At 69.9% G+C, this 23,095-nt stretch carries 20 protein-coding genes and 2 pseudogenes; 14 read left to right on the top strand and 8 right to left on the bottom strand.

Going from position 1 to position 23,095, the window contains the following annotated elements:
- Nucleotides 1-31 precede the first annotated feature (31 nt).
- The 4 genes and pseudogenes from AB0M27_RS27970 to AB0M27_RS27955 all read left to right on the top strand — a co-directional run bounded on the left by AB0M27_RS27970 (nt 32) and on the right by AB0M27_RS27955 (nt 3,546).
- Nucleotides 32-1,612: a GMC family oxidoreductase gene (locus AB0M27_RS27970; protein WP_365725280.1), complete on the top strand. Its 1,581-nt coding sequence runs from the start codon at nt 32-34 to the stop codon at nt 1,610-1,612.
- Nucleotides 1,613-1,779: 167 nt separating this feature from the next.
- Nucleotides 1,780-2,619 carry an SDR family oxidoreductase gene (locus AB0M27_RS27965; protein ID WP_365725277.1) on the top strand — a complete coding sequence of 280 codons (840 nt, stop codon included), beginning with the start codon at nt 1,780-1,782 and terminating at the stop codon, nt 2,617-2,619.
- 37 nt (nt 2,620-2,656) lie between these two features.
- A pseudogene (locus AB0M27_RS27960) lies at nt 2,657-2,839 on the top strand (cytochrome ubiquinol oxidase subunit I); the annotation flags it as partial.
- Between the two features lie 161 nt (nt 2,840-3,000).
- The gene (locus AB0M27_RS27955) at nt 3,001-3,546 is read left to right on the top strand and encodes a hypothetical protein (protein WP_365725275.1); all 546 of its coding nucleotides are present in this window, start codon (nt 3,001-3,003) and stop codon (nt 3,544-3,546) included.
- A 12-nt stretch (nt 3,547-3,558) separates the two neighbouring features.
- On the opposite strand, the gene AB0M27_RS27950 is transcribed toward AB0M27_RS27955, so the two are convergent.
- Entirely contained in the window at nt 3,559-5,397 is a 1,839-nt protein-coding gene (locus AB0M27_RS27950) for a glycoside hydrolase family 15 protein (protein ID WP_365725273.1), read from the bottom strand.
- A gap of 242 nt (nt 5,398-5,639) precedes the next feature.
- Between AB0M27_RS27950 and AB0M27_RS27945 the strand changes: the two genes are divergently transcribed.
- Nucleotides 5,640-5,975 (top strand): hypothetical protein, encoded by a 336-nt coding sequence (locus AB0M27_RS27945; protein WP_365725271.1) that lies wholly within the window; start codon nt 5,640-5,642, stop codon nt 5,973-5,975.
- A gap of 394 nt (nt 5,976-6,369) precedes the next feature.
- Nucleotides 6,370-8,439, top strand: coding sequence for a SpoIIE family protein phosphatase (locus tag AB0M27_RS27940; protein ID WP_365725268.1), 2,070 nt, complete (start codon nt 6,370-6,372; stop codon nt 8,437-8,439).
- 85 nt (nt 8,440-8,524) lie between these two features.
- On the opposite strand, the gene AB0M27_RS27935 is transcribed toward AB0M27_RS27940, so the two are convergent.
- A complete protein-coding gene (locus tag AB0M27_RS27935) occupies nt 8,525-9,289 on the bottom strand; it encodes a helix-turn-helix transcriptional regulator (protein WP_365725266.1) in 765 nt (254 codons plus the stop codon).
- A gap of 309 nt (nt 9,290-9,598) precedes the next feature.
- Between AB0M27_RS27935 and AB0M27_RS27930 the strand changes: the two genes are divergently transcribed.
- From AB0M27_RS27930 to AB0M27_RS27915, 4 genes are all read left to right on the top strand, one after another.
- Nucleotides 9,599-9,943 carry a hypothetical protein gene (locus AB0M27_RS27930; RefSeq protein WP_365725263.1) on the top strand — a complete coding sequence of 115 codons (345 nt, stop codon included), beginning with the start codon at nt 9,599-9,601 and terminating at the stop codon, nt 9,941-9,943.
- A 185-nt stretch (nt 9,944-10,128) separates the two neighbouring features.
- Nucleotides 10,129-10,767 carry a TetR family transcriptional regulator gene (locus tag AB0M27_RS27925; RefSeq protein ID WP_365725261.1) on the top strand — a complete coding sequence of 213 codons (639 nt, stop codon included), beginning with the start codon at nt 10,129-10,131 and terminating at the stop codon, nt 10,765-10,767.
- A 116-nt stretch (nt 10,768-10,883) separates the two neighbouring features.
- Nucleotides 10,884-11,351 (top strand): nuclear transport factor 2 family protein, encoded by a 468-nt coding sequence (locus AB0M27_RS27920; protein WP_365725259.1) that lies wholly within the window; start codon nt 10,884-10,886, stop codon nt 11,349-11,351.
- 147 nt (nt 11,352-11,498) lie between these two features.
- A complete protein-coding gene (locus AB0M27_RS27915) occupies nt 11,499-12,266 on the top strand; it encodes a pirin family protein (protein WP_365725257.1) in 768 nt (255 codons plus the stop codon).
- Nucleotides 12,267-12,519: 253 nt separating this feature from the next.
- On the opposite strand, the gene AB0M27_RS27910 is transcribed toward AB0M27_RS27915, so the two are convergent.
- The 4 genes from AB0M27_RS27910 to AB0M27_RS27895 form a co-directional block, all read right to left on the bottom strand.
- The gene (locus AB0M27_RS27910) at nt 12,520-12,720 is read right to left on the bottom strand and encodes a hypothetical protein (protein WP_365725255.1); all 201 of its coding nucleotides are present in this window, start codon (nt 12,718-12,720) and stop codon (nt 12,520-12,522) included.
- A gap of 127 nt (nt 12,721-12,847) precedes the next feature.
- Nucleotides 12,848-13,609: an SDR family oxidoreductase gene (locus AB0M27_RS27905; protein ID WP_365725253.1), complete on the bottom strand. Its 762-nt coding sequence runs from the start codon at nt 13,607-13,609 to the stop codon at nt 12,848-12,850.
- Nucleotides 13,610-13,661: 52 nt separating this feature from the next.
- Complete coding sequence (locus tag AB0M27_RS27900) at nt 13,662-14,117, bottom strand: thiamine pyrophosphate-dependent enzyme (protein ID WP_365725251.1); 456 nt, start codon at nt 14,115-14,117, stop codon at nt 13,662-13,664.
- A gap of 127 nt (nt 14,118-14,244) precedes the next feature.
- Nucleotides 14,245-15,405, bottom strand: a complete 1,161-nt coding sequence (locus tag AB0M27_RS27895) for a lactate 2-monooxygenase (RefSeq protein ID WP_365725301.1) — start codon at nt 15,403-15,405, stop codon at nt 14,245-14,247.
- 108 nt (nt 15,406-15,513) lie between these two features.
- On the opposite strand from AB0M27_RS27895, the gene AB0M27_RS27890 reads away from it, so the two are divergent.
- The 4 genes and pseudogenes from AB0M27_RS27890 to AB0M27_RS27875 all read left to right on the top strand — a co-directional run.
- Nucleotides 15,514-16,548 (top strand): Lrp/AsnC family transcriptional regulator, encoded by a 1,035-nt coding sequence (locus tag AB0M27_RS27890; protein WP_365725249.1) that lies wholly within the window; start codon nt 15,514-15,516, stop codon nt 16,546-16,548.
- Between the two features lie 323 nt (nt 16,549-16,871).
- On the top strand, nt 16,872-17,585 hold the full coding sequence (locus AB0M27_RS27885; RefSeq protein WP_365725247.1) for a GntR family transcriptional regulator: 714 nt from the start codon (nt 16,872-16,874) through the stop codon (nt 17,583-17,585).
- 1 nt (nt 17,586) lies between these two features.
- Nucleotides 17,587-18,420, top strand: coding sequence for a sterol desaturase family protein (locus AB0M27_RS27880; RefSeq protein WP_365725245.1), 834 nt, complete (start codon nt 17,587-17,589; stop codon nt 18,418-18,420).
- 209 nt (nt 18,421-18,629) lie between these two features.
- Nucleotides 18,630-18,845, top strand: a pseudogene (locus tag AB0M27_RS27875) (ATP-binding protein); the annotation flags it as partial.
- A 408-nt stretch (nt 18,846-19,253) separates the two neighbouring features.
- On the opposite strand, the gene katG reads toward AB0M27_RS27875, so the two are convergent.
- Both katG and AB0M27_RS27865 read right to left on the bottom strand, forming a co-directional pair.
- The gene (gene katG / locus AB0M27_RS27870; protein WP_365725243.1) at nt 19,254-21,446 is read right to left on the bottom strand and encodes a catalase/peroxidase HPI; all 2,193 of its coding nucleotides are present in this window, start codon (nt 21,444-21,446) and stop codon (nt 19,254-19,256) included.
- Between the two features lie 642 nt (nt 21,447-22,088).
- Entirely contained in the window at nt 22,089-23,051 is a 963-nt protein-coding gene (locus tag AB0M27_RS27865) for a hypothetical protein (protein WP_365725241.1), read from the bottom strand.
- Nucleotides 23,052-23,095: the final 44 nt, after the last annotated feature.

The raw sequence follows: 23,095 nt of genomic DNA, 5'->3' as shown, positions 1-23,095 counted from the left end.
GCAGACCACGCGAACAAGGACGGTGGTTGACGTGGACGCCCTGCCCTCGTACGACGTCATCGTGATCGGTACCGGCGCCGGCGGCGGCACGCTGGCCCACCGCCTCGCCCCGTCCGGCAAACGCGTCCTCGTCCTCGAGCGCGGCGACTACCTACCGCGCGAACGCGACAATTGGGACTCCACGGCCGTGTTCGTCAAGGCCAAGTACCGGGCCCCGGAGTTCTGGCTGGACCGGCACGGCAACGAGTTCCCGCCCGAGGTGAACTACTACGTCGGCGGCAACACCAAGTTCTACGGCGCGGCACTGTTCCGGCTGCGTCCCGAGGACTTCGGTGAACTCCGCCATCACGACGGCATCTCTCCCGCCTGGCCCATCGGTTACGACGACCTGGAGCCGTACTACACCCAGGCGGAGCGCCTCTACCTGGTGCACGGCCGGCACGGCGAGGACCCCTGGGAAGGGCCGTGCAGCGCTCAGTACGCCTATCCACCGGTCGAACACGAGCCGCGCATCGAGCAGTTGAGCCACGACCTGGAGAAGCGCGGACTGCACCCCTTCCACCTGCCGATCGGCGTCAACCTGACACAGGACGCGGTCGGCCGGGCCACCCACACCAGCGCCTGCATCCGCTGCAACCGGGTGGACGGCTTCCCCTGTCTGGTCCGCGCCAAGTCCGACGCCCAGGTGATCTGTGTGGAGCCGGCGCTGGAGCACCCCAACGTGGAGATGATCACCAACGCCCGGGTGACACGGCTGGAGACCGACCCCTCCGGGCGCAGCGTCACCGGCGTCGTCGTCCAACTCCCGGACGAGCAGGAGGCCCGGTTCTCGGCCGACGTCGTGGTCGTCGCCTGCGGGGCCGTCAACTCCGCCGCCCTGCTGCTCGCTTCGGCCAACGACCGGCATCCGAACGGGCTGGCGAACAGCTCGGACGTCGTCGGCCGGTACTACATGCGCCACAACAACCTCGCGCTGATGGCCGTTTCGAAGGAGCCCAACGACACCCAGTTCCAGAAGACCCTCGCCCTGCACGACTGGTACCTGGGCGCGGACGACGGGGACCACCCCCTCGGCGGGATCCAGATGCTCGGCAAGTCCGACGCCGAGCAGATCCACGGCGAGGCGCCGCGCTGGGCCGGAGCGGTGACGCCGGACATGCCGTTCGAGGTCCTGGCCCATCACGCCGTCGACTTCTGGCTGTGCGGAGAGGACCTGCCGCAGCCCGACAACCGGGTCACCCTGGAAGACGACGGCCGGATCCGGCTCACCCTCGACGAGGGCAACAACATCGCCGGTGTCCAGCGCCTGCGGCACAAACTGCAGCACATGCTCGGCCATCTGGGCATGCACGAGCACCGTCTGCTGTCCCGCAGTATCTACCTGCACAAGGGCATGCCGATCGGCGCCACCGCACACCAGGCCGGCACGGTGCGCTTCGGCACCGACCCGGCGTCCTCGGCCCTGGACGTCCACTGCAAGGCCCACGACCTGGACAATCTCTACGTCGTCGACACCAGCTTCTTCCCGAGCATCGGCGCGGTCAATCCGTCCCTGACGGCCATGGCGAACGCCCTCCGCGTGGGCGACCACCTGCTGGAACGGCTGGGCTGACCCTCCGCCGGCGCCCCCGACTCCGACCGGGCCAAGAACCTCAGCCGGGCAGCGCAACCCGGTCCGCTCCGGGATGCCGCCCCCTCTCGGCGGTGCTTGTCTGAGGCCCGGACCTCCGGGCGACGGGCCCGGCTGGATGTGGGCACGCAGTGGAGGAGCAGGACATCGTGAGTTCCACCGAGGGCGCACCCCAAGACGTCATCCCCACCCACCTGCTACGGGGGCAGAAGGCGCTCGTGACCGGCGCGAACTCCGGAATCGGCAAGGCCACGGCCGTCGCCCTGGGCCGGGCGGGCGCCGATGTCGTGGTGAACTACGTGGCCGGCCGTGAGGACGCCGAGAAGGTGGTCGAGGAGATCACCGCATTCGGGGTGCGGGCGGCCGCCTACGAGGCGGACGTCTCCGACGAGCAGCAGGTCGTCGCCATGGTGGACCGGATGGTCAAGGAGTTCGGCACGATCGACATCCTGGTCGCCAACGCGGGACTGCAGCGGGACGCGGCGGTCACGGACATGACCCTCGCCCAGTGGCAGAAGGTCCTGGACGTCAATCTCACCGGGCAGTTCCTGTGTGCGCGTGAGGCGGCCAAGGAGTTCCTGCGCCGCGGGATCGTCCCGGAGGTGTCCTGCGCGGCCGGGAAGATCATCTGCATGAGCTCGGTGCACCAGATCATCCCGTGGAGCGGTCACGTCAACTACGCCGCTTCCAAGGGCGGCGTGCAGATGATGATGGAGACCCTGGCCCAGGAACTCGCCCCGAAGCGGATCCGGGTGAACGCGGTCGCCCCGGGCGCCATCAAGACCCCCATCAACCGCAGCGCCTGGGAGACGCCGGAGGCACAGCAGGACCTCATGCGGCTGATCCCCTACAAGCGGATCGGCGATGCCCAGGACATCGCCCACGCCGTCGTCGCCCTCGCGTCCGACCTGATGGACTACGTCGTGGGCACCACCCTGTACGTCGACGGCGGGATGACGCTCTTCCCCGGCTTCGCCACCGGCGGCTGACCCACCGCACCCGCGCCGGCCTTTGGAGACACCTCACATGCGCACGGTCCTGCTGCTGGCGGACGTGCCGCCGCAAACACTGCCGGCCAGATCGATGATGGCCTTCACCCTGGCCTCGCACATCATCCTGGTGCCCCTCGGCGTGGCGCTGCCGCTGATCACGCTCATCACGCACGGCTACGGTCTGCGCCGTGACGATGCCACCGCGCTGCTGCTGGCCGTCGGATGCCAGATCCTCGCCAGCCGGCTGCGGATCCCGGCCCCGATCCTGCTGCCGCCGGCCGGGTTCGCCGCCGGCGCCCTCACCGACGTCGTCCGCCCCGACGACCTCTCGGGACCGGCCTTCTCCCCGCTGGTGTCGGTGTCCGTGTCCCGCTTCTCGTGGGCGGTGCTCCCCGGGTCCTCGATCTCGTCCGAGCGCTGCGCGCCGCCGGACTGGACGTGCTGATGTGGGCGGGGGCGGCACAGGAGAGGATGCGGATCGAGGCGGCGGGGATCGAACTGGCCGCCGGGGAGCTCATGGCCGCGGCCTCCGATCCGCAGGCACGGCTGGAAGGGGTCACCTCACCCCATCTGCTGACGGACGACGACTTCAACGCGCTCGCCGCGATCGTCATGGAGGACAGCGTCGAGGGCCCGGTCCACCGGGTCGGCCCGCCACCCGACAGCGAGGGCGTCGTCGCCCGCTACACCGCCGGTGGCACCGTCTTCGGCCCGGAGCTCGTCCGCCACGTCCCGGCGACCCGGCATGCGCGGGGCGCCCGCTTCCATCTGCGGACCGCGTCGGAACCCCGCCCACCGGGGCACGACGCCCTGTTCGTCGTACGGCGCGACGGCCGGCTGGAACCGGTCACCGGCGACCGGCCGGTTGCCGCGCGGCAGGGGGACACCCTGGTGCTGCTCGGCCCCGGACGACCGGAGGGCTGAACCCGGTCCGCACTAGCGCCGGTCCAGCGCCTCGTTCAGGGTGAGGGCGGAGTCGATGAGCGCGAGATGCGTGAACGCCTGTGGGAAGTTGCCGAGCTGACGGCCCGTCGGGTCGATCTCCTCGGAGTACAGGCCCAGATGATTGGCGTACCCCATCATCTTCTCGAACACCAGCCTCGCCCGGTCGGTCCGCCCCGCGCGCGCCAGGGCATCGACGTACATGAACGTGCACAGCGAGAAGGTGCCCTCGGAGCCACGCAGGCCGTCCGGCGAGGCATCGGGGTTGTAGCGGTAGACGAGGCTGTCGCTGACCAGTTCCTCCTCCATGGCGTCCAGAGTGGACGCCCACATCGGATCCTCCGGGGTGACCACCCCGACCGTCGCCATGCGCAGCAGCGAGGAGTCCAGTACCTCACTGCCGTAGTGCTGGACGAAGGCCTGCCGTTCCTCGCTCCAGCCCTTGGCCATGACCTGTTCGTAGACGGCGTCCCGCTCGGCCTGCCAGCGCCCAGAGGCCGACGGCCACCCCGTCGACTCGGCGAGTCGCAGGGCGCGGTCGAACGCCACCCATGACATGACACGGCCGTAGGTGAAGTCCTGGCGACCGCCGCGGGTCTCCCAGATACCCTCCTCCGCCTGGTCCCAGTGGTCGGCCAGCCAGTCCAGGTCCGCCCGCATCGAGGTCCATCCCCCGTGCCCGACCTGGAAGCCGTGCCGGTGCGCGAAGTAGATGCTGTCCAGGGCCTCGCCGTAGATGTCCAGCTGGAGCTGCGTCGCGGCGCCGTTGCCGATGCGAACCGGCGCGGAACGCGCATAGCCCTCCCAGTGGTCGAGGATCTGCTCGTTCAGGTCGGAGGAGCCGTCGACCTTGTACATGATGTTGAGCGGACCCGTGTTCCCCTCGCTGCCGACCCGCTCCTTGACCCGGTTGCTCAGCCAGATGATGAACGCCCGGGCCTCCTCCGTGAAGCCCAGTCCCAGCAGGGCGTACACGGAGAAGGAGGCGTCACGGATCCAGGTGAAGCGGTAGTCCCAGTTGCGTTCGCCGCCCAGTTGCTCCGGCAGAGCCGCCGTCGGGGCGGCCACCACGGCGCCGCTCGGGGCGAAGGTCATGAGCTTCAGCGTGATCGCGGAACGCTCCACCACCTCCCGCCAGCGCCCGGCGTAGCGCGACTGAGCCAGCCAGGAGCGCCAGAACGCCGCCGTCTCGTCGAAGAGCCGCTGGTGTTCGTCGCGGTGTATCTCCGCGGGCGGCCCCTCGGCGCCCATCTCCAGAATCAGCCCGCGTTGCTGGCCGGCCCGCAGGGTCAGCGTGAGGTGCAGATCGGCGTCCCGGTCCGTGATCAGGTCCGCCAGCCGATCGTCCTCCGGTTCGCGGATCGGGTGCACGGTGAGTTCGGTGCCGTCCTCCGCGGCGAAGACCGCTCCGTGCGGGGTGATGTGCAACCGGTGGGCCATGCGCCCGTAGTCGAACCGCGGGGCGATCTCCACGTCGAACGACATGCTGCCGCGCACACAGCGGACCAGGCGGACCAGCCGGTGGCGGGAGGTGACCGTCGTCCCCGTCACGGGCATGAAGTCGAGCACCTCACCAGCGCCCGCCTCGGTCATGAACCGCGTCACCAGGATCGCCGTGTCGGGCAGGTACAACTGCTTGGTCGCATGGGTGAGATGCTCCGGCCGGACGGTGCAGTGTCCGCCCTTCTCCTTGTCCAGCAGCGCCCCGAAGACACTCGGCGAGTCGAAACGCGGAGAGCAGAACCAGTCGACCACTCCCTCGGTGGTCACCAGCGCCGCGGTCTGCAGATCTCCGATCAGACCGTGGTTCTCGATCAGCGGGTAGTCGTCCATCGGGGTGCCCCTTTCGGTGTCCGATTCACCCGGATGGGCCCCCTGGTCAGCGTAAGCCGCGGGTTCTGGTCCGGCCACGGGGCCGCCACCGGTCCCCGGACACGGCCGGAACTGAACGCTCGGCGGCGGCACGTTCGGCGACGTCGGGCGACGGGGCCCCACCGTGCGACTCCGTCGCATCTGGCGGATAGTGAGGAAAGGACGAGATCCCCGGCAGCTCCCCGCACCTCAGGAGGCGCTCGATGCCCCCTTCACGGTTGTTGGCCGCGCTCACCGGCATCGCGTTGCTCGGTGTCGCGCTCACCGCCTGCCAGGACCAGGCGTCCGGTCAGATCGTGGCGCGCAACGGTTTCAGGATCGTGCAGACCCTCTCCAACCCGCCGATCCACCAATGTCACCGTTTCCCCGAGGGCGTGACCCAGGTCAACAACCAGACACAGAGCAGCCTGCTCCTGTACACGACACCGGACTGCGCCGTGCCGCCGGGTGGACAGAGCGACTACCTGGACATCGGGGCGTCGGACCAGGTTGTCAGGACCACCGGCCTGTGGCACAGCTTCTCCTTCGCGCCTGGATGACGTCCGGACTCGGCATTGCTCGAACTAGCGCCCGAGGCGGCCCTGTTGAACCCTGATCAGGTGCCCTTCGTCACCAGCGGCTTTCACCGCCCACACGCTGCGGCGTGCCCGGTCGCTCAGCGGGCCCGTCGGGGCGCGCCTGCTGTACGGCCGCAGCCTGATCCGTGAGGGCGGCCGGGGGGCTCGCCTTCCTCGTCGCCCGGCTCGCGGTCCGGTCGGGCACCCGCGTACCTGTCCACCGACAAGATCATCTGGACCGAGCGGGCGACTGCCTGCAGGTGTGCCGGCAGTCGCTCCAGATGTGTGCGCCCGAATCTGGGCCGACCATGGATGAGGGCAGGACACCCGCCGGTACGGCAAGAGCCGAGGCGCCGAGCGGGAAGGAAAACGAGGCATGGGCACGAAGGACTCCTCCCGAGCAGGCCACGGCCGGTCGGTGGCGGGTCCTGGCGCGCCGCCCAGTGGCCTGCTGGATCTGCTCAGCATCGCCGCGGTGGTGCTGGATGCGAACGGCCGGGTGGTCTTCTGGAGCCCGAAGGCCGAGGACCTCTTCGGCTACACCGCCGCGGAGGCGCTGGGCCAGCAGGCGGCTCGGCTGACGGTGCACGAGGAGCACCGCGACGAAGTGATCAAGCTGTTCGCCGAGACCATGGAATCCGGCACCGACTGGGCAGGGACCTTCCCGATCCGGCACAAGGACGGCAGCACCCGCCTGGTGGAGTTCCGCAACATGCGGTTGCTGGACGACCTCGGTGGCGTCTACGCCCTGGGCCTCGCCGCGGACCAGGCCGCTGTGGAGCAGATCGAGCGAGATGCCGCCCTGGCCATGCGCCTGGTGTCCCAGTCCCCGGTCGGGCTGGCCATTCTGGACCCGGACCTGCGGTATCTGGCGGTGAATCCCGCTCTCGAACGCATCACCGGTCAGTCCGCCGCCGAGCGTCTCGGCCGGCCGGTCGGCGAGATCCTGACCTTCCTGGACACGAACCCCGAGGCACGTCTGCGCCGGGTCCTGGAGACGGGCGAGTCGGTCGTGGACCGGCACATCGTCTGCCGTCCCCCCGCCGACCCGGACCACGAGCACGCCTGGTCCGTCTCGTACTACCGGCTGGAGGATTCCGGGGGGCGGGTGCTGGGCCTGGCCTATTCCGTCATCGACGTCACCGAGCGTCATCGAGCCGCTGCCGAGACGGCACACGCCCGGCAACGGCTGGCACTGATCGCCCAGGCCTCCGCCTGCGTGGGTTCCACCCTCGACCTGGAGACGACAGCGCGGGAGCTCGCCGACATCGTCGTACCGGTCCTGGCCGATGTGGCCGCCGTGGACGTACTCGACAGCGCCCTCGACGGCCGGAGCGCGTCGCGCGAGGGCCCGGCCCGCTTCCGCGCCCTCGCCGTCAGCGGGGCCCACTCCACCGAGACGGTCCGCGCGGCCGACCCGCCAGGAGGACTCGCCACCTACGACAGCGACCGCCTGATCACCCAGTGCGTGCGCACCCGCCAGCCGGTACTGGTGCCTCACACCACCCGTCAGGATCTGGAGCGCATCGCCCGGCACGGCGAGGCCGCCTCCCTCCTCGCGGCGGCCGGCGTTCACTCCTACCTGGCCGTACCACTCCTGGCCCGGGGCGAAGTCCTGGGCGCCCTCGACCTCGCACGCACCCGGAACCCCGCGCCTTTCGACGACGACGACGCGCTTCTCGCCGGCGAGTTGGCCGCCCGAGCCGCGGTCTGCATCGACAACGCCCGCGGATACCAGGCCCAGCGCCAAACGGCTCTCACCCTCCAGCGCAGTCTGCTCCCCGAGTGCCCGTCGCACCTGCCCGGCCTGGAGGTTGCCTGCCGCTACCAGCCCGCCGGCGCCACGAGCGAGATCGGCGGCGACTGGTACGACGCCGTATCCCTCCAGGGTGACAGAACCGCCCTGGTCGTCGGGGACGTCATGGGCAGCGGTATCAAGGCCGCCGCCACGATGGGTCAACTCCGCAGTGCTGCCCGCGCGTTCGCCGAGCTCGCCGTCGCCCCCGCGGAGGCTCTCCGTCACCTGGATCACCTGACCGAAGGTGTCGAGCAGACCATCACCACCTGCGTCTACTGCGTCTACGACCCTCACCGGGGCACGTGCGAGATCTGCCTCGCCGGCCACCTGCCCCCGGTCCTGATACGACTCGGCCGAGCAGCCCGGCTGCTCGACCTTCCCACCGGCGCGCCGCTGGGTGTCGGCGGGGTGCCCTTCGAGGCCGCCACCATCGCCTTCCACCCCGGCGACGAGCTGGTCCTCTACACCGACGGCCTGGTCGAGACCCGAAACGAACCCATCGACGCTCGCCTGGACACCCTCCTCGACGCCCTCACCACGACACGGGGCCACGATCTGGAAGACACCTGCGACCTCCTCCTGGAGATCCTGCGCTCGCCCGGTGGTGAGGACGACGTAGCACTGCTCATCGCCCGGGCCCGGTCCTGAGCGATCACAGCCGGCACAGGTCCGGACGCAGCCACGACGGGCGCGCGGGCGCACCCCCACGCACCGGTGTTCGTCCTGCATCCGGTCACTGTGGCGGATCCTGTGAAAGGGCGTCGCGGAGTTGGGCCCTCGCGTGGATGCCCAGCTTGGGGAAGATCTTGTGCAGGTGGTAGCCGAAGGTGCGGGGCGAGAGGTACAGCCGGGCCGCGATGTCGCGGTTGGTGAGGCCCTGCGCGGCCAGTTCGGCGATCTGCCGTTCCTGCGCGGTGAGTTCGTCCGCGGGGCGTGTGGTCGGCCCCGCTGCCACCGGGGCTCCCGACGCCCGCAGTTCCGCGGCGGTGCGATCGGTCCAGGGTCGGGCGTCGAGCCGCTCGAAGCACTCCAGCGCCGCGTTGAGGTGCGGCCGTGCCTCGGCGCCGCGGCGGCGTCGGCGCAGCCACTTGCCGAAGTCGAGTTGGGTGAGCGCCTTCTCGAAGGGCCAGCAGTCGACCGCGGAGTCGGCGAGGGCGGCACGGAAGTGGCCCTCGGCGTTCTCGGCGTCGCTCAGCAGGGCGGCGGCCCGGTGCAGGACGGCGGCCAGCCGGGGTGACCGGTCGGGTTCCAGGCTGTGCTCGACGGCCTCGACCACCGTGCGCGCGTCCTCCTGCCGCCCGGCACGGACCGCCGCGGCGGCCAGGTCGCCCAGATAGTAGGCGGAGGCGTGGTAATGGACGGGGGCGGGTCGGAAGTCGCGGGTGAAGGTCGCGCGCAGCTGCTCGTAGGCGTCGGCGTGGTCCCCGGCGACGAACGCGGCCATGCCCAGGGCGTGCCGGTGCCGGACCTGAAGGCTCAGGGACCCGCGCAGGTCCACGCCCCGTACGGCTTCCAGCGCCTGGGTCCGCCCGGTCGCCCCGCAGCGCTCGCAGGGTGGCCTGGAGGATGCAGGAGCCCAGGGTCACGTTGTCGGATCCCGCTTCCGTCGCCATCCAGAAGGCCTCGTCCGCCGCCTCCTGGGCCGCCGTCCACGAACCGCTCTCGAACAGGGCGAGGGCGAGCGCCTGCGTGACGGTCGCGTTCGTGCCCGCGCTGCCGGCGCGGCGTATGACGTCCATGGTCCGCCCGAGAATGCGGACGGCCTGCTCGGTCTCGTCCAGGATCTCAGCAGCGTCAGCGCCTCGTCGTGGCGGAGCGTGACGCCCAGGGCCCATCCGCCCAGGAGCGATGCCTCGGCACGCAGCCGCGCGTCCTCGGTCAGGTCGCCGACCCGGCCGCTGATCTCGCCGACCCACTGCGGATGGCCGGCGAACATGGGCGCCTGCGCGGCCATCAGCAGGCGCCGGGCGCGCAGTTCAGGCTCCGGGGTCAGGTCCGCGGCGCGTTCCAGCGCCGACGCGGTCGCCGCGTACCCGCCCCGCGCACGGGCGCGCTCCGCGCTGTCCGCCAGGGCGTCGGCGACCTCCGGCTCGCGACGCTGACCCTGCTGCTCAAGGAGCTCGGAGACGCAGGCCGCGACGGGCGGTCGTAGTGGGGGAGCCGGGACAGAGTTGTCGTGCCGTCCCTGTTGCCGGGGCTCGGAGGCGCTGGTTTCGTGGCGGCCGGTCGCGAGTACGGCGTCGGGTCTGCCATTCGACGCGGGCGGGCGGACGGCGCCCGCGATGCACTGAAGCAGCTGTTTGACAATGAACTCAAGCGGCTGCTTGAGTTCACGCTGTGGTACGGGCGGAGAAGACGGATCTGCGTCGAGAGGCTGGTCAGCGCACGCGGGACGGCCTGCTGGCGGCTGCCCTGGAGCTGCTCGCACAGCGAGGCCAGGACGGTGTCACACTCCGGGAGATCACGGATCGCGCTGGAGCCAATGTCGCCGCGGTGAGTTACCACTTCGGGTCGCTGAAGGCGTTGTGCGACTCGGCGATCGAGCACGCGTTGGAACGGTATCTGGACGCGCAGATCCTGGCGCTCGATTCCGTCGGCTCCGCTTCGACGCTCCAGGAGCTGGCGGCAGCGTTCGCCCGGCCGATGGTGCGCGCACTGGCGGCCGGTGGACAGGACCTGGCCGTGATGCGGACCGTGGCGCGCGTCGGAATCGATCCGCCTCAGGGGTGGGAGCGACTGGCCGGCAAGTTCGACCGGGCTCGCCGGGATGCCCTCCGGGTGCTGTCGGCGAACCTTCCCGGGGTCGACGAGCAGGAACTGATCTTCCGTACGCGATGTGCAGCCGGCCTGCTGAACTGGCTGGCGCTGGCACCCATCGGCGCCGAGCTGGCCGCCATGTCCGCCGAGCAGATCGAGCGGCAGCTGGTCCCCGTGGTGGCTGGGGCGTTCCACGGGGGCCCCGTCATCGGCCGCTGACCAGGTCAAAGACCAGCGGAATCCAAACAACTCAAACGATTGCTTGACAAGGTCCCAAGTCGTCGGCATCTTTTTAATCAAGCATTTAATTAACTTCGTGGAAGGGGAGAGTTGTGATGGCTACCGACGCGGAAGGCGTGGTCCGGGCGGCGTACCACGCGGCGGAGGGCAGTGTCCTGGACGTTCAGGGGTTCATGGACCTGTTCACCGAGGACGGGGTGTTCAACAACGTCGTCGCGGGGGAGAGCTACCGGGGTGAGCACCTCGGTGATCTGGTCGTCTTCATGGGCACGTTCGCGCCCGACGTCCACCGTGAGCTCCACCGGTTCCACGTCATGGGCGGCACAGTCGCCGTCGAGCTGACGATCGAGGGCACTTTCACGGGGCCGTTCGAAACGCCTGCCGGGGTCATCCAGCCGACCGGCGCCAAGCTCAGCATCCCGACCGCCGACTTCTGGTACGTCGAAGACGGCAAGATCAAGGAGTTCAACTGCTACGTCGGCCTCAGCGTCATGCTCGCCCAGCTGGGTGTGCAGCCGGACTTCGCCTCCGCCGTCACGGCGTCGACGGCCGCAGCCAACTGACCGACCCGGCCGAACGCGAGGGAGGTGTGCGTCTGCCGGGCAGACGCACACCTCCCTTCTCCGGCCGCTCGCACAGCCCGTAGTCCGGGTCTGCTCGCACCGTGCCGCGCGACCGGCGAACCGCACCTCGACTCGGAAGGACGCCCCGTGGGCACCACACCCGCTCCGCTCATCGATGTCCGTCGGTCCGACGACCGGTCGGAGACCAACCTGACGTGGCTTCGCGGCAGGCACTCGTTCCGGGTCGGTGGCCAGCCCTACGAGCCTGGCAACACCCACCACGGCCTGCTGCTGGTCCACAACGAGGACACCATCCGACCGGGCACCGGCTTCGACACCCATCCTCACCGGGACATGGAGATCGTCACCTGGGTCCTCGAGGGAGCGCTGGTACATCAGGATTCCGTCGGCAACTCCGGAGTCATCTATCCGGGGCTTGCCCAGCGGATGAGCGCCGGTACCGGCATCCTGCACTCGGAGAAGAACGACTCCTGGCGCCTCGGCCGACAGCGCCACACGAACCCGGTGCACCTGATCCAGATGTGGGTAATGCCCGACGAGACGGGCGTGACCCCCGGCTATGAGCAGCTGGAAATCCACAACGACCTCTTGTCGGGCAGCCTGATGACAGTCGCTTCGGGCATGGCGCAGCATGACGGCGATGCCGCCATCCGCATCCGGAACCGTCACGCGGCGATGCATGCGGCCCGGCTGGTGCCCGGTCGGCCGGTGGAGCTGCCCGAGGCTACCTATGTGCACCTGTTCGTCACCCGCGGCTCGGTCGAACTCGAAGGTACCGGCGCGCTGGCCGGGGGTGACGCGGTCCGCTTCACCGCGAGCGGCGGCCAGCGGATCACTGCCTCCGTGCCCGCTGAGATTCTCGTCTGGGAGATGCACGCGGACCTCGCGATCTGACCCTGTGACGGGGGCAGCGTCAGCCACCGGTCCGCGTGGACCAGGCAGCACGGCGGATGCTGCGAGTATGCCGAGACCGCGCCGTCCTTCTGCCGCCGTCAAGCAGTCATCCTCACACCGCCTCACACCGTGCAGATGTGAGTGGTGCTGGACGATGCCGATGCCCGAACACCCCGAACTCGACAGTAAGTTGCTGTCCGGCGGACTGGTCGATGGCCTCCGACACGGACAAGCACAAAGACGCGTACGCTGGTCAGCCTCCGGTCCGGCGCAACCACTCTTCTTCCTCACCTGGGTCGGGCAACACGTGCCCACCCTCGACAGCGGACCGTGCAGGACCGTCCTGCAGCACCACCATGGTCCGGCGCACGTCCACGCCGGAGATCCGGGCGATCGCCGAGGACAGCTCCAGGGCCAGTCGCGTCGCCTCCTTCTGCGGATGGCCTCGCCGCACCCAGCCAGTGAGGATCAGCGGCGTCGCCGGCTGCCCACCCGCGAAGACACTGTCCGTAGGCAGCTCGGCTCGGGTTCCTGGCCCTCGGTGTTCACATGGTCGGTCGTGCAGTTCGCCGTGGGCTCCGTCAGAAGCCTTTGCGTACACCCCCGTCGATCGACAGCATCACGCCCGTGAGGTACGACGCGGCGGGTGACAGCAGGAAGGCGGCGCTGCGGCCGAACTCGTCCGGGGTTCCGTAGCGGCGCAGGGGGACGCCGGCGGTGGCACGCTCGCGGGCTGCGTCCGCGTCACCGTGTCGGGCGTCGAGTTCGCGTACCCGGTCGGTTTCGATGTGGGCGGGCACGAGGCCGACGACGCGGATGCCTCTGGGGCCCAGCTCGTTCGCGAGGTTCTTCGCGTAGCCGGCCAGGCCCGGCCGCAGGGCATTGGAGACGGCGAGGCCGGGGATCGGCTCGTAGACGGAGCTGGAGAGGACGAAGCCGATGGCACCGCCTTCGCCCAGCTCGGCGGCGACGGCGCGGGAGAGCCGCACCGCGCCGAGGAAGACCGACTCGAAGGAGGTGCGCCACTGGTCGTCGTCGATGGTGTCCGACGTGCCGGCCGGGGGGCCGCCGACGCTGATGAGCACTCCGTCCAGGCGCTTGAAGGCGTCGCGTGCCGTGGCGATCAGCCGGTCCGGAGTGTCGGTGTCGGCGTTGTCGGCCACGACGCCGACTGCTTGCCCCGGGCCGCCGAGTTCGGCCTGTGCGGCGGCGACCGACTTCTCGTCGCGGCCGCTGACGACCACCCTCGCGCCGTCCGCCACCAGTTCGCGCGCGGCGGCCATGCCCAGCCCCCGGGTGCCGCCGGTGACTATGTACACCCGGTTCTTCAGTCCGAAGTCCATGGTTGTTGTCCTCTCTCCGCTGTTCATTCTTCGACCGTGCGATCCGCGCGGCCTACAGCATGGCCTGCTGGGGTTGTGTGGTGACGACGATGACGGTGGTGGTGCCGGCGGTCAGGGCCGCCTTGAACTCCCGTTCCAGGTCCTCGGTGGTCTCCACGTCGACCGCGCGGCATCCGAAGCCGCGGGCGACGGAGGCGATGTCGAGCCCGGGCAGGTCGAGCCCCGGGACGCCGGGGGTCTCCTCCAGCACCGCGAACGACTTGAGGATGGAGTACTCCTGGTTGCGCATGACCACGTACACGATCGGGAGGTTGTGCTGGGCCGCCGTGTAGACGGCCTGCACGGAGTACTGGAAGGAACCGTCGCCGATCAGGCCGACCACCGGCCGTTCCACACCCCGCTCGCGGTCGCCGAGCGCGGCGCCCACGGCGGCCGGGGTGCCCCAGCCGATGCCTCCGCTGGCCGTGGCGAAGAACGATCCGGTCCGGGTGGTGGGGGCACCTTTCATGACGTATGGTCCGTTCGGTGATGGGCCTGCTCCAAGGGCTGGCCCGGGTTGCCGTGGTGGTGGACCATGGCTGGCCACTCGGTGAGCGAGGACCGCCGCTGCCTCCGCCCCGGCTGGTCGGCGGCTGTCAGGTGAGGCGGCGGAGGGCGTCCGGGGTGAGTTCGGCGAGGGTGGGGTAGCCGTCGACGGCCATGATCAGGTCTGCTTCGGCGAGCAGGGACCGCAGGACGTGAACGACGCCGGCCTCGCCGCCGTAGGCGAGCCCGTATGCGTAGGGACGGCCGACGCCGACGGCGGTGGCGCCCAGGGCGATGGCCTTGATGATGTCGGCTCCCGTGCGGACACCGGAGTCGAACAGGACGGGCGTGCCGTCGGCGGCCTGGACCACCCCGGGCAGGGCGTCGAGAGCGGGCAGGCCGCCGTTGGCCTGGCGTCCGCCGTGGTTGGAGCAGTAGATGCCGTCAACACCGCCGTCCTTGGCGCGGCGGACGTCGTCGGGGTGGCAGATGCCCTTCAAGATCAGCGGCAGATCGGTGATCGAGCGCAGCCAGGACAGGTCGTCCCAGGTCAGCGGGTTGCCGAAGATCCGCGCCCACTCGGCGACCGCGGCCGTCGGGTCGTCCTCCGGGCTGCGGGCAAGGCGGGCTCGGAAGACGGGGTCACTGGTGTAGTTGGTCAGGCAGTGCCCGCGCAGCTGGGGGAAGTTGCTGACGCCGAGGTCGCGGGGGCGCCAGCCGGTGATCCAGGTGTCCAGGGTGACCACAACGCCCTTGAACCCGGCCTTCTCGGCCCGGTGGACCAGGCTCTCGGCCAACTCCCGGTCCGTGGGCGTGTAGAGCTGGAAGACGCCCGGGGTAGCGCCGAACTCGGCGGCCACCTGCTCCAGCGGATCGACGGTCAAGGTGGAGGCGACCATCGGCACGCCGGTGCTTGCGGCGGCACGGGCCGTGGCGAGATCGCCATGACCGTCCTGCGCGCAAAGCCCGATCACGCCGACCGGGGACATGAACAGCGGCGAGGGCAGGCGCATCCCGAACAGGTCGACGGACAGGTCCCGGTCCGTGGCCCCCACCATCATCCGCGGGACCAGGCCCCAGCGTTCGAACGCGGTGACATTGGCCCGCTGGGTGCGCTCGTCGCCGGCGCCGGCCATGACGTAGGAGCGCACCGAGGCAGGCATCGCGGCCTGAGCCAGCGGCTCCAGCTCGTCGTAGGTCATCGGGAAGCGCGGCACCACCCCGCGCAGCCCGTCCATGTAGATCTCGTCCTGATAATCGCCGTACGCCATGATCCGGCCCTCCTTCACGCTCGCCAGGTGCGGGCCCCTGAAGTCCACAATGGGAGAGTGACGCGTGAAAGCCGCCAAACGCAGGAATCTGCCTCAACGGGCTGGAGCATGCAGGATGATGCGCCCGCACTGCTGAAAGAGGACGACCTGGCGCTGATCAACGCCCTGCAGTTGCAGCCGCGGGCCTCATGGACCGAACTCGGGCGCGCCCTGGACGTCGACCCGGTCACCGTGGCCCGCCGCTTCGGCCGCCTGTCCGAGCAGGGCGCCGCATGGGTGGGCTTCTCGCCCGGCCCACGTCTGTTCGAGCAGGTCTGCGTGGCCTTCGTCGTGATCGACTGCGCTCCGGGAGCCACCGCCGACGTCGCCCGAGCCCTGAGCGCCCACCCTCAGATGCTCACGATCGAGCGCGCGGCCGCCGGCCACGACATCCTCGCCACCGTCGCCACCCGCGACCTGTCGGCCCTGTCCCGCTACACCCTCGACCTGCTCCCGAACCGTCCCGGCATCACCGCCGTGGAGGCCCGGATCGTCACCCATATGTTCACCGAGGGCGGCCGGTGGCGTATCGCCGCCCTGGCCCCCGGCCAGCGCGCCCAGCTGGCAGGTCCGCCGCCGGCCCACGCCCCTGTCGCCCCCGGTGAGATCACCCCCTTCGACCGCGCCCTCATCACCCGGCTCGCCCACGACGGCCGCGCCTCCTACCAGACCCTGGCACGCGACCTCGGCGTCAGCCTCAACACCGCCAAACGCCGCACCGAACACCTCACCCGACGCGGCCTGCTGCGGTTCCGCTGCGACTTCGCCCGCCCCCTCGGCGGCTGGCCCGTCTCGGTCACCCTCTGGGCCAGAGTCCCACCCGCCGACCTCCCCGAGGTCGGCCAGGCCCTCATCCGCCTGCCCGAGACCCGCAACTGCGCCGCCGTCAGCGGCCCCCACAACCTCATCCTCCAGGCCAGCCTGCACTCCGTCAGTGACGTACTGCGCCTGGAAACCCAGCTGGCCTCCGCTCACCCGAGCCTCGACATCGTCGACCGTGTCATCACCCTGCGCCAGGACAAGCTGCTCGGACGCCTCCTGGACCCCCACGGCCGCTCCGTCGGCATCGTCCCGCCCGACCTCTGGTCGGAGCCGGAGATGTGACGCACACGGTGCCCCAAGCTGCCGGCTCCTCCACGTTCCTCATGGCCGGCCTGCCGACGGCCACGTCACGCAGGAAGTGCCGACAGGGTGGGGCACTCGGCCCAATGAGGCACGGCAGCACGGCGGACGATGCGCTTCGTACCCGTCGCCTCGCTCAGGCGAAGTGTCGGAACTGCTTGGGCACGGTGGGGACAAGGAGCAGGGTCGTGCCTGCAGAGCATCGGGCCGGGCCGCCGACGGCGCCGACTCGCGCGCGCAGAACACCGCGGAAAATCTGGTCCAACCAGTTGACCAGTGGGCCCGTCACCTTCACCCTGATCGCCATGAATCAGGGACTCATCCGGCGCGAGGCGGTCTCCGACCAGCTTTTCGCCCTGCTGCGCGACAGGATCCTCGGCGGGGAACTGCCGGCCGGTGCCGCGCTCACCGCCGAACGGGTTCTGGCAGCCGAGTTCGGGGTCAACCGGCATGCCGTCCGCGAGGCCGTCAAGCGGCTCCAGCAGGCACGGCTGGTCGAGGTCAGCCACGGAGGCCGCACGCTCGTCGTGGACTGGCGGCACACCGCCGGCCTCGACCTCGCCATGGGCATCGCGGCGGCCGACGCCGGACCCTCGCTGGAGGACCTCACCCGCGACGCCCTGGAGATGCGGGCGTGCATCGGCGCCGACGCGGCCCGGCTGTGCGCGCTCCGGTGCTCCGAGGCCACCGCCGGAAAGATTGCCGAGGCCACGGCCCGGTACGCGCGCACCGGGCCCGATCTGACCGAACTGGGCGACGCGGACGTCGCCTGGTGGCGGCTGATCGTGGAGGGTTCCGGGAACGTCGCCTACCTGCTGGCCTTCAACAGCCTGGTGGGCGGGACACTCCCGGTCGCCGCCGTGCCGGACGACCTGCGGACCGCGGAACTCCTCGACGTAGAAGCGCATCAGCGGCTGGCGGCGTACATCGCGGCACGCGAGGCCGAGGCGGCCGAACGGCTGGCGCGCGAGCTGCTGGGCCGCAGCGTGCCCGCGACGCCCCGGAAGGCGGTGCGCTGACATGATCCCGGCCGTGGTCTACGCGATACCCGCGTTCGTGCTGCTGGTCGTCGTCGAGGCACTGTCCTACCGCTTCCTCCCGGACGACGACGAGCGCGGCTACGAGCTGCGGGACACCGTCACCAGCATGTCCATGGGCGCCGGCAGCCAGGTCGTCGCGATGCCGTGGAAGGCGGTGACGATCGTGCTGTACGCGGCTCTCTTCGCCGTCGCTCCCTGGCACCTGTCGCCGTCCTCCGCGTGGACGTGGGTGCTGCTGTTCTTCGGCGACGACCTGGCGTACTACGCCTTCCATCGTGCCCACCACCGGGTCCGGGTGCTGTGGGCGAGCCATGTGGTCCACCACTCCAGCGTCCGCTTCAACCTCTCGACCGCCCTGCGCCAGAGCTGGACGCCGATGACGGGCCTGCCCTTCTGGCTGCCGCTGGCACTGCTCGGCGTTCCGCCGTGGATGATTCTCCTCCAGCAGGCCTTCAGCCTCGTCTACCAGTTCTTCCTGCACACCGAGCGGGTGGAGAAGCTGTGGCTGCCGGTGGAGTGGTTCTTCAACACGCCCTCCCACCACCGAGTCCACCACGGCTCGAACAACGTCTACCTGGACCGCAACTACGGTGGCATCCTCATCGTCTGGGACCGGCTCTTCGGCACGTTCGAACCGGAGGGCGAGCGGGTGGTGTACGGCCTGACGAAGAACATCGGCACCTACAACCCGGTGCGTGTGGCCTTCCACGAGTTCGCGGCCGCCTGGCGAGACGTCCGCGCGGCGCGGCGCTGGCGCGACCGAGCGGGGTACCTGTTCGGGCCGCCCGGCTGGACACCCCGGGCGGACGCGTGACACGCCGCTGCTGATCGTCGCCTTCGCCGCGCCGGCCGCTCTCATCCAGGAGATCGCCGGCGTCTGGTCCAAGCTCCTCGGCCGGTTCATGTCCGGCGGCGCGGCCGCGCAGGGCGGGACGGCGGCGGAGGGCATCCAGTCGACGGTGGCGAGCGACAGCACGGCGCGCAGCGTGCTGTTGATGTCGGCAAGGCCAAGAGCTGCGGTACGACCGCAGTCTGATCTGTGAGGTCTCGGACACCAGCAGCACCTCGCCCCACCTGCGCTACGCGGCCACTACCGACGAGGGCGGCCGAGGGCTCTTCCTCGTCGCCCAGCTCGCGGCCCGGTGGGGCACCCGGTACCTGTCCACCGGAAAGATCATCTGGGCCGAGCAGGCGATCCCGGTACCGATGGCGGAAATTGCCGAACCATCCAACAGGTGACCGTCGGCACAGCCCCCGTGCGGATGTGTTGTCCGTGCCTTCGCCGCGCTCGCCCTCGCCGAGGCTCTCCATCACCTGGATCACCTGACCGAAGGTGCCGAGCAGGTCATCACCACCTGCACCTACTGCGTCTACGACCCGCACCAGGGCCGCTTGGCGTCGGCGGGGTGCCCTTCGAAGCCGCTTTCGAGGCCGCCACCCACTCGGGCACCCCGCACATCACTGCCCTCCCCGACGGCGGCCTGGAGGCCGGCATCGGTTTCGCGCGCGGCCACTCCCGGCCCCGGACCCGGGGGCAGACAACGATGTGGAGCCGGCCCGCTCACGCAGGCACCTGGCTCCGCACCGCAGAGTGCCACACTTCGCCACGTCCCGGGCGGCCGATGAGGGCGGACCGGGACGTCGGGCTCAGGCGAGGTCGAACCGGTCGAGATTCATCACCTTGTTCCACGCTGCCACGAAGTCACGTACGAACTTCTCTGCCGCATCCTGAGACGCGTAGACCTCCGAGACGGCTCGGAGCTGGGAGTGCGCACCGAAGATCAGGTCGACCGCGGTGGCGGTCCACTTGACCTCGCCGGTGGCGCGATCCCGGCCTTCGAACACGTTCTCGTCCGTGGCCGACGCCTTCCACTCCGTGCCCATGTCGAGCAGGTTGACGAAGAAGTCGTTGGTCAAGGTTTCCGGCCGGTGGGTGAAGACACCGTGGGGGGATCCCTTGAAGCCGGTGTTCAGGGCCCGCATTCCGCCGATCAGCACCGTCATCTCGGGAGCGGTCAGCGTCAGCAGGTTGGCGCGGTCCAGCATGAGGGTCTCCGGCGACAGCTTCTCGCCCGACGGAAGGTAGTTGCGGAAGGCATCCGCCTTGGGCTCCAGCACGGCGAACGACGCCGCGTCGGTCTGCTCCTGCGAGGCGTCCGTACGCCCCGGTGCGAAGGGAACCGTGGCGTCGTACCCGGCGTTCCTCGCGGCCTGCTCGACGGCCGCGCACCCGCCGAGGACGATCAGGTCGGCGAGGGAGACCCGCGTTCCGCCGGTCTGCGAGAGGTTGAAGTCCTGCTGGATCCGTTCGAGCGTGCGCAGTACCTCCGTCACCTCGGGTAGGTCGTTGAGTTCCCAGTCCTTCTGCGGCGCGAGCCGGATTCGTGCTCCGTTCGCCCCGCCGCGCTTGTCGGTGCCGCGGAAGCTCGCCGCCGACGCCCAGGCGGTGGTGACCAGCTGGGAGACGGAGAGGCCCGAGGCGAGGATCCTGCCCTTGAGGGCAGCGATGTCCTCGTCCCCGACCAGTTCGTGATCGACGTCGGGAACGGGGTCCTGCCACAGCTGCGGCTCGGGAATCCACGGGCCGAGGTAACGCGAGCGGGGTCCCATGTCGCGGTGCAGCAGTTTGTACCACGCCTTGGCGAACGCCACCGCGAGTTCGTCCGGGTTCTCGTGAAACCTCTTCGTGATCGGGCCGTAGACCGGGTCCACCTTCAGCGCGAGGTCCGTCGTCAGCATCATGGGGGCGTGCCGCTTCGACGGATCATGGGCGTCCCGTACGGTGTTCCTGGCCGCGGGATCCGAGGGAGTCCACTGGTGGGCGCCGGCGGGGCTGCTCGTCAGCTCCCACTCGTACCCGTAAAGATTGTCCAGGTACCCGTTGTCCCACGTGGTCGGCTCGGTGGTCCATGCGCCCTCCAGACCACTGGTGAGCGCGTGGGGGCCCGTGCCGCTGTCGTATGTGTTCCGCCAGCCGAGGCCCTGCTGCTCGATGGGGGCCGCCTCGGGTTCCGGGCCGATATAACTGGCTTCGACGGCGCCATGACACTTGCCGAAGGTGTGGCCGCCGACGATGAGTGCGACCGTCTCCTCGTCATTCATCGCCATTCGCCCGAACGTCTCCCGAACGTCCTGGGCGGCAGCCATCGGGTCCGGGTTTCCGTTGGGCCCCTCCGGATTGACGTAGATCAGTCCCATCTGTACGGCGGCGAAAGGACCGGTGAGTTCCCTGTCGCCGCTGTAGCGCTCATCTCCGAGCCATGTGTCCTCGGGCCCCCAGAAAATTTCCTCGGGTTCCCAGATGTCCTTTCGTCCGAAACCGAACCCGAACGTCTTGAACCCCATGGATTCCATGGCACAGTTTCCGGCGAAGACCAGAAGATCGGCCCAGGAGATTTTCCGGCCGTACTTCTGTTTGACCGGCCAGAGCAGACGGCGCGCCTTGTCCAGGCTCGCGTTGTCCGGCCAGCTGTTGAGGGGGGCGAAGCGCTGGGCTCCGCTGCCGCCGCCGCCGCGGCCGTCCTCGATGCGGTACGTTCCCGCGGCATGCCAGCTCATGCGGATGAAGAGCGGCCCGTAGTGACCGTAGTCGGCGGGCCACCAGTCCTGGGATGTCGTCATCACCTCGAAGACGTCACGCTTCAGCGCGTCGACGTCGAGGGTCGCGAACTCTTTCGCGTAGTCGAAGTCCTCGTCCATCGGGTCGGATCGGGGCGAGTGCTGGTGGAGAACCTGAAGGTCCAGCTGATTCGGCCACCAGTCCCGGTTCGTCCTGGGCCGCCGAGTTGGTGTGGGCGTCGGTGAAGAGATTGCAGGATTCTCACTTTCACTGCCGGACATGCCCGTCCTTCTTCCTGTCTCGGGTTTCCTCCTGCCGGCTGCCGCTCCTGACGTTGGCTTTGCTGGTGTCGAGCACGTCGACCCACACAATCAGCGCACCATGGCGCCCACCGGCTGGAAAATGTGCTGTACCGCGTCCGTATGGTGGCGCACCGCGGACCACACCTCTATGAAACACGCAGAGCACCCCGCATGACAGACGTGAGAGAAAGGCGCGGCCTTTCTGCTCCCGTGCCGACTTCCGACGCAAGCCGAATCGAATACGACAGCCCCCGGACTCGCCCGAGGGGCCTGGCTGGTGGAGTCTCGCCGCACAGTACCGCCGCCCGTCGCTCAACGGGTTCCTGGAGCGGACCGGTGGCGGCTCGCACCACGTGTCGCCCGGCCTGGTACCCCGGCTGCGCAGCCCGGGCCGGGTCCGCCCGCACGCTCCACCCCACCCCGCGTCAGTCCGGACGCCACCGACGCGGCCCTCGCCCGGCCCGGGACGCGCGTCTTCGACATGGACAGTCGCCCGATGCGCGGCTGGATCGTGGTCGTGGAGGACGCCGACCTGGCCGGGTAGATCGACGAGGGCCGCGTCTTCGCAGCGAATCCGCCGCCCAGGTGACGGCACTGGTCGATGCGCAACCCCCACCCTATTTACGCTGCGAGGACTCGAGTGGCGCTTCCCGCGCGTGGGATCAAGGACTCGGCCCACGCCTCGGTACGGTTGAGGCGCCTGAGGACGGGGAGCCCAGCCCGTGTGGGCGCCTTGTTACGCGCCGCCCGGTCGGCATTGCAATGCGCCGACACTCGGCCCAGGGCCTGGCGGATCACCGTGCCTGGCATGTCTACGCAGATACGTTCCTCCGCGTAGGCGCGGACCAGTTCGTGCGTCCGGAACCACCCCGATTCCGCCTCCACCACGAGATGTGCTGCCGACAGTGCCTTGAGATGCGCTCGCGTGGTCTCGTCACGCTCACCCGCGAGCGCAGCGGCGCCGGCGGTGTCTGTGCGGTGCATCGGGTGGAGGGCGAGGAGGCGCAGCAACCTCTGCGCACCTGCGCCCAGCCGCGCGTCGGAAGCAGCTATGGCGCCACGGACGCCGTCCTCGAGCGCGAGGTTGATCACGGGCTCGCGGTAGTAGTCGTCCAGCGTCCATCCGGGGTGTTCCCGCATGTGGCGGCCGACGACGGCCAGCGCCAGGGGGAGGTGTCCGAGGTCCTCGGCGATCCGGTAAAACGCTGTGGTGCCCTTGGTGACTCGATCCGCTCCGGCCGTCTGCCGCAGTACTTCCACCGAGTCGACCGGCGCCAGCGGGGCGACCGGCAGACGGATGGCGCCGGACAGAGAGTGCAGCGCGCGGCGGCCGGTGACCAGAGTGCGGCAGGTGGGGTCATCGGGGATGAGCGCCTCCACGTGCTCTTCGTCCGCCGCGTCGTCCAGGACGACTAAAGCGCCTGTCCCGGCGAGGAGCTGCCGATACAGGCAGGCTCGGGCGTCGACGCCGTGCGGGATGCGGTCCCCGGCGACGCCCAGCAGGCGCAGGAAGGTCTCCAGGACTGCGGCCGGATCGGCGGCCGGGCCGTTCGGTGCGAAGCCGCGGAGGCTGGCGAAGAGCACGGGCGTCCCGGCGCACCGTTGCTCAAGCAGGCGACGGGCTACAT

The organism is Streptomyces sp. NPDC052107 (assembly GCF_040680215.1).
Classification (GTDB): Bacteria; Actinomycetota; Actinomycetes; order Streptomycetales; family Streptomycetaceae; genus Streptomyces.
The sequence above is the reverse complement of the archived record's forward strand: the minus strand, read 5'-3'. Positions and strand labels throughout refer to the sequence as shown.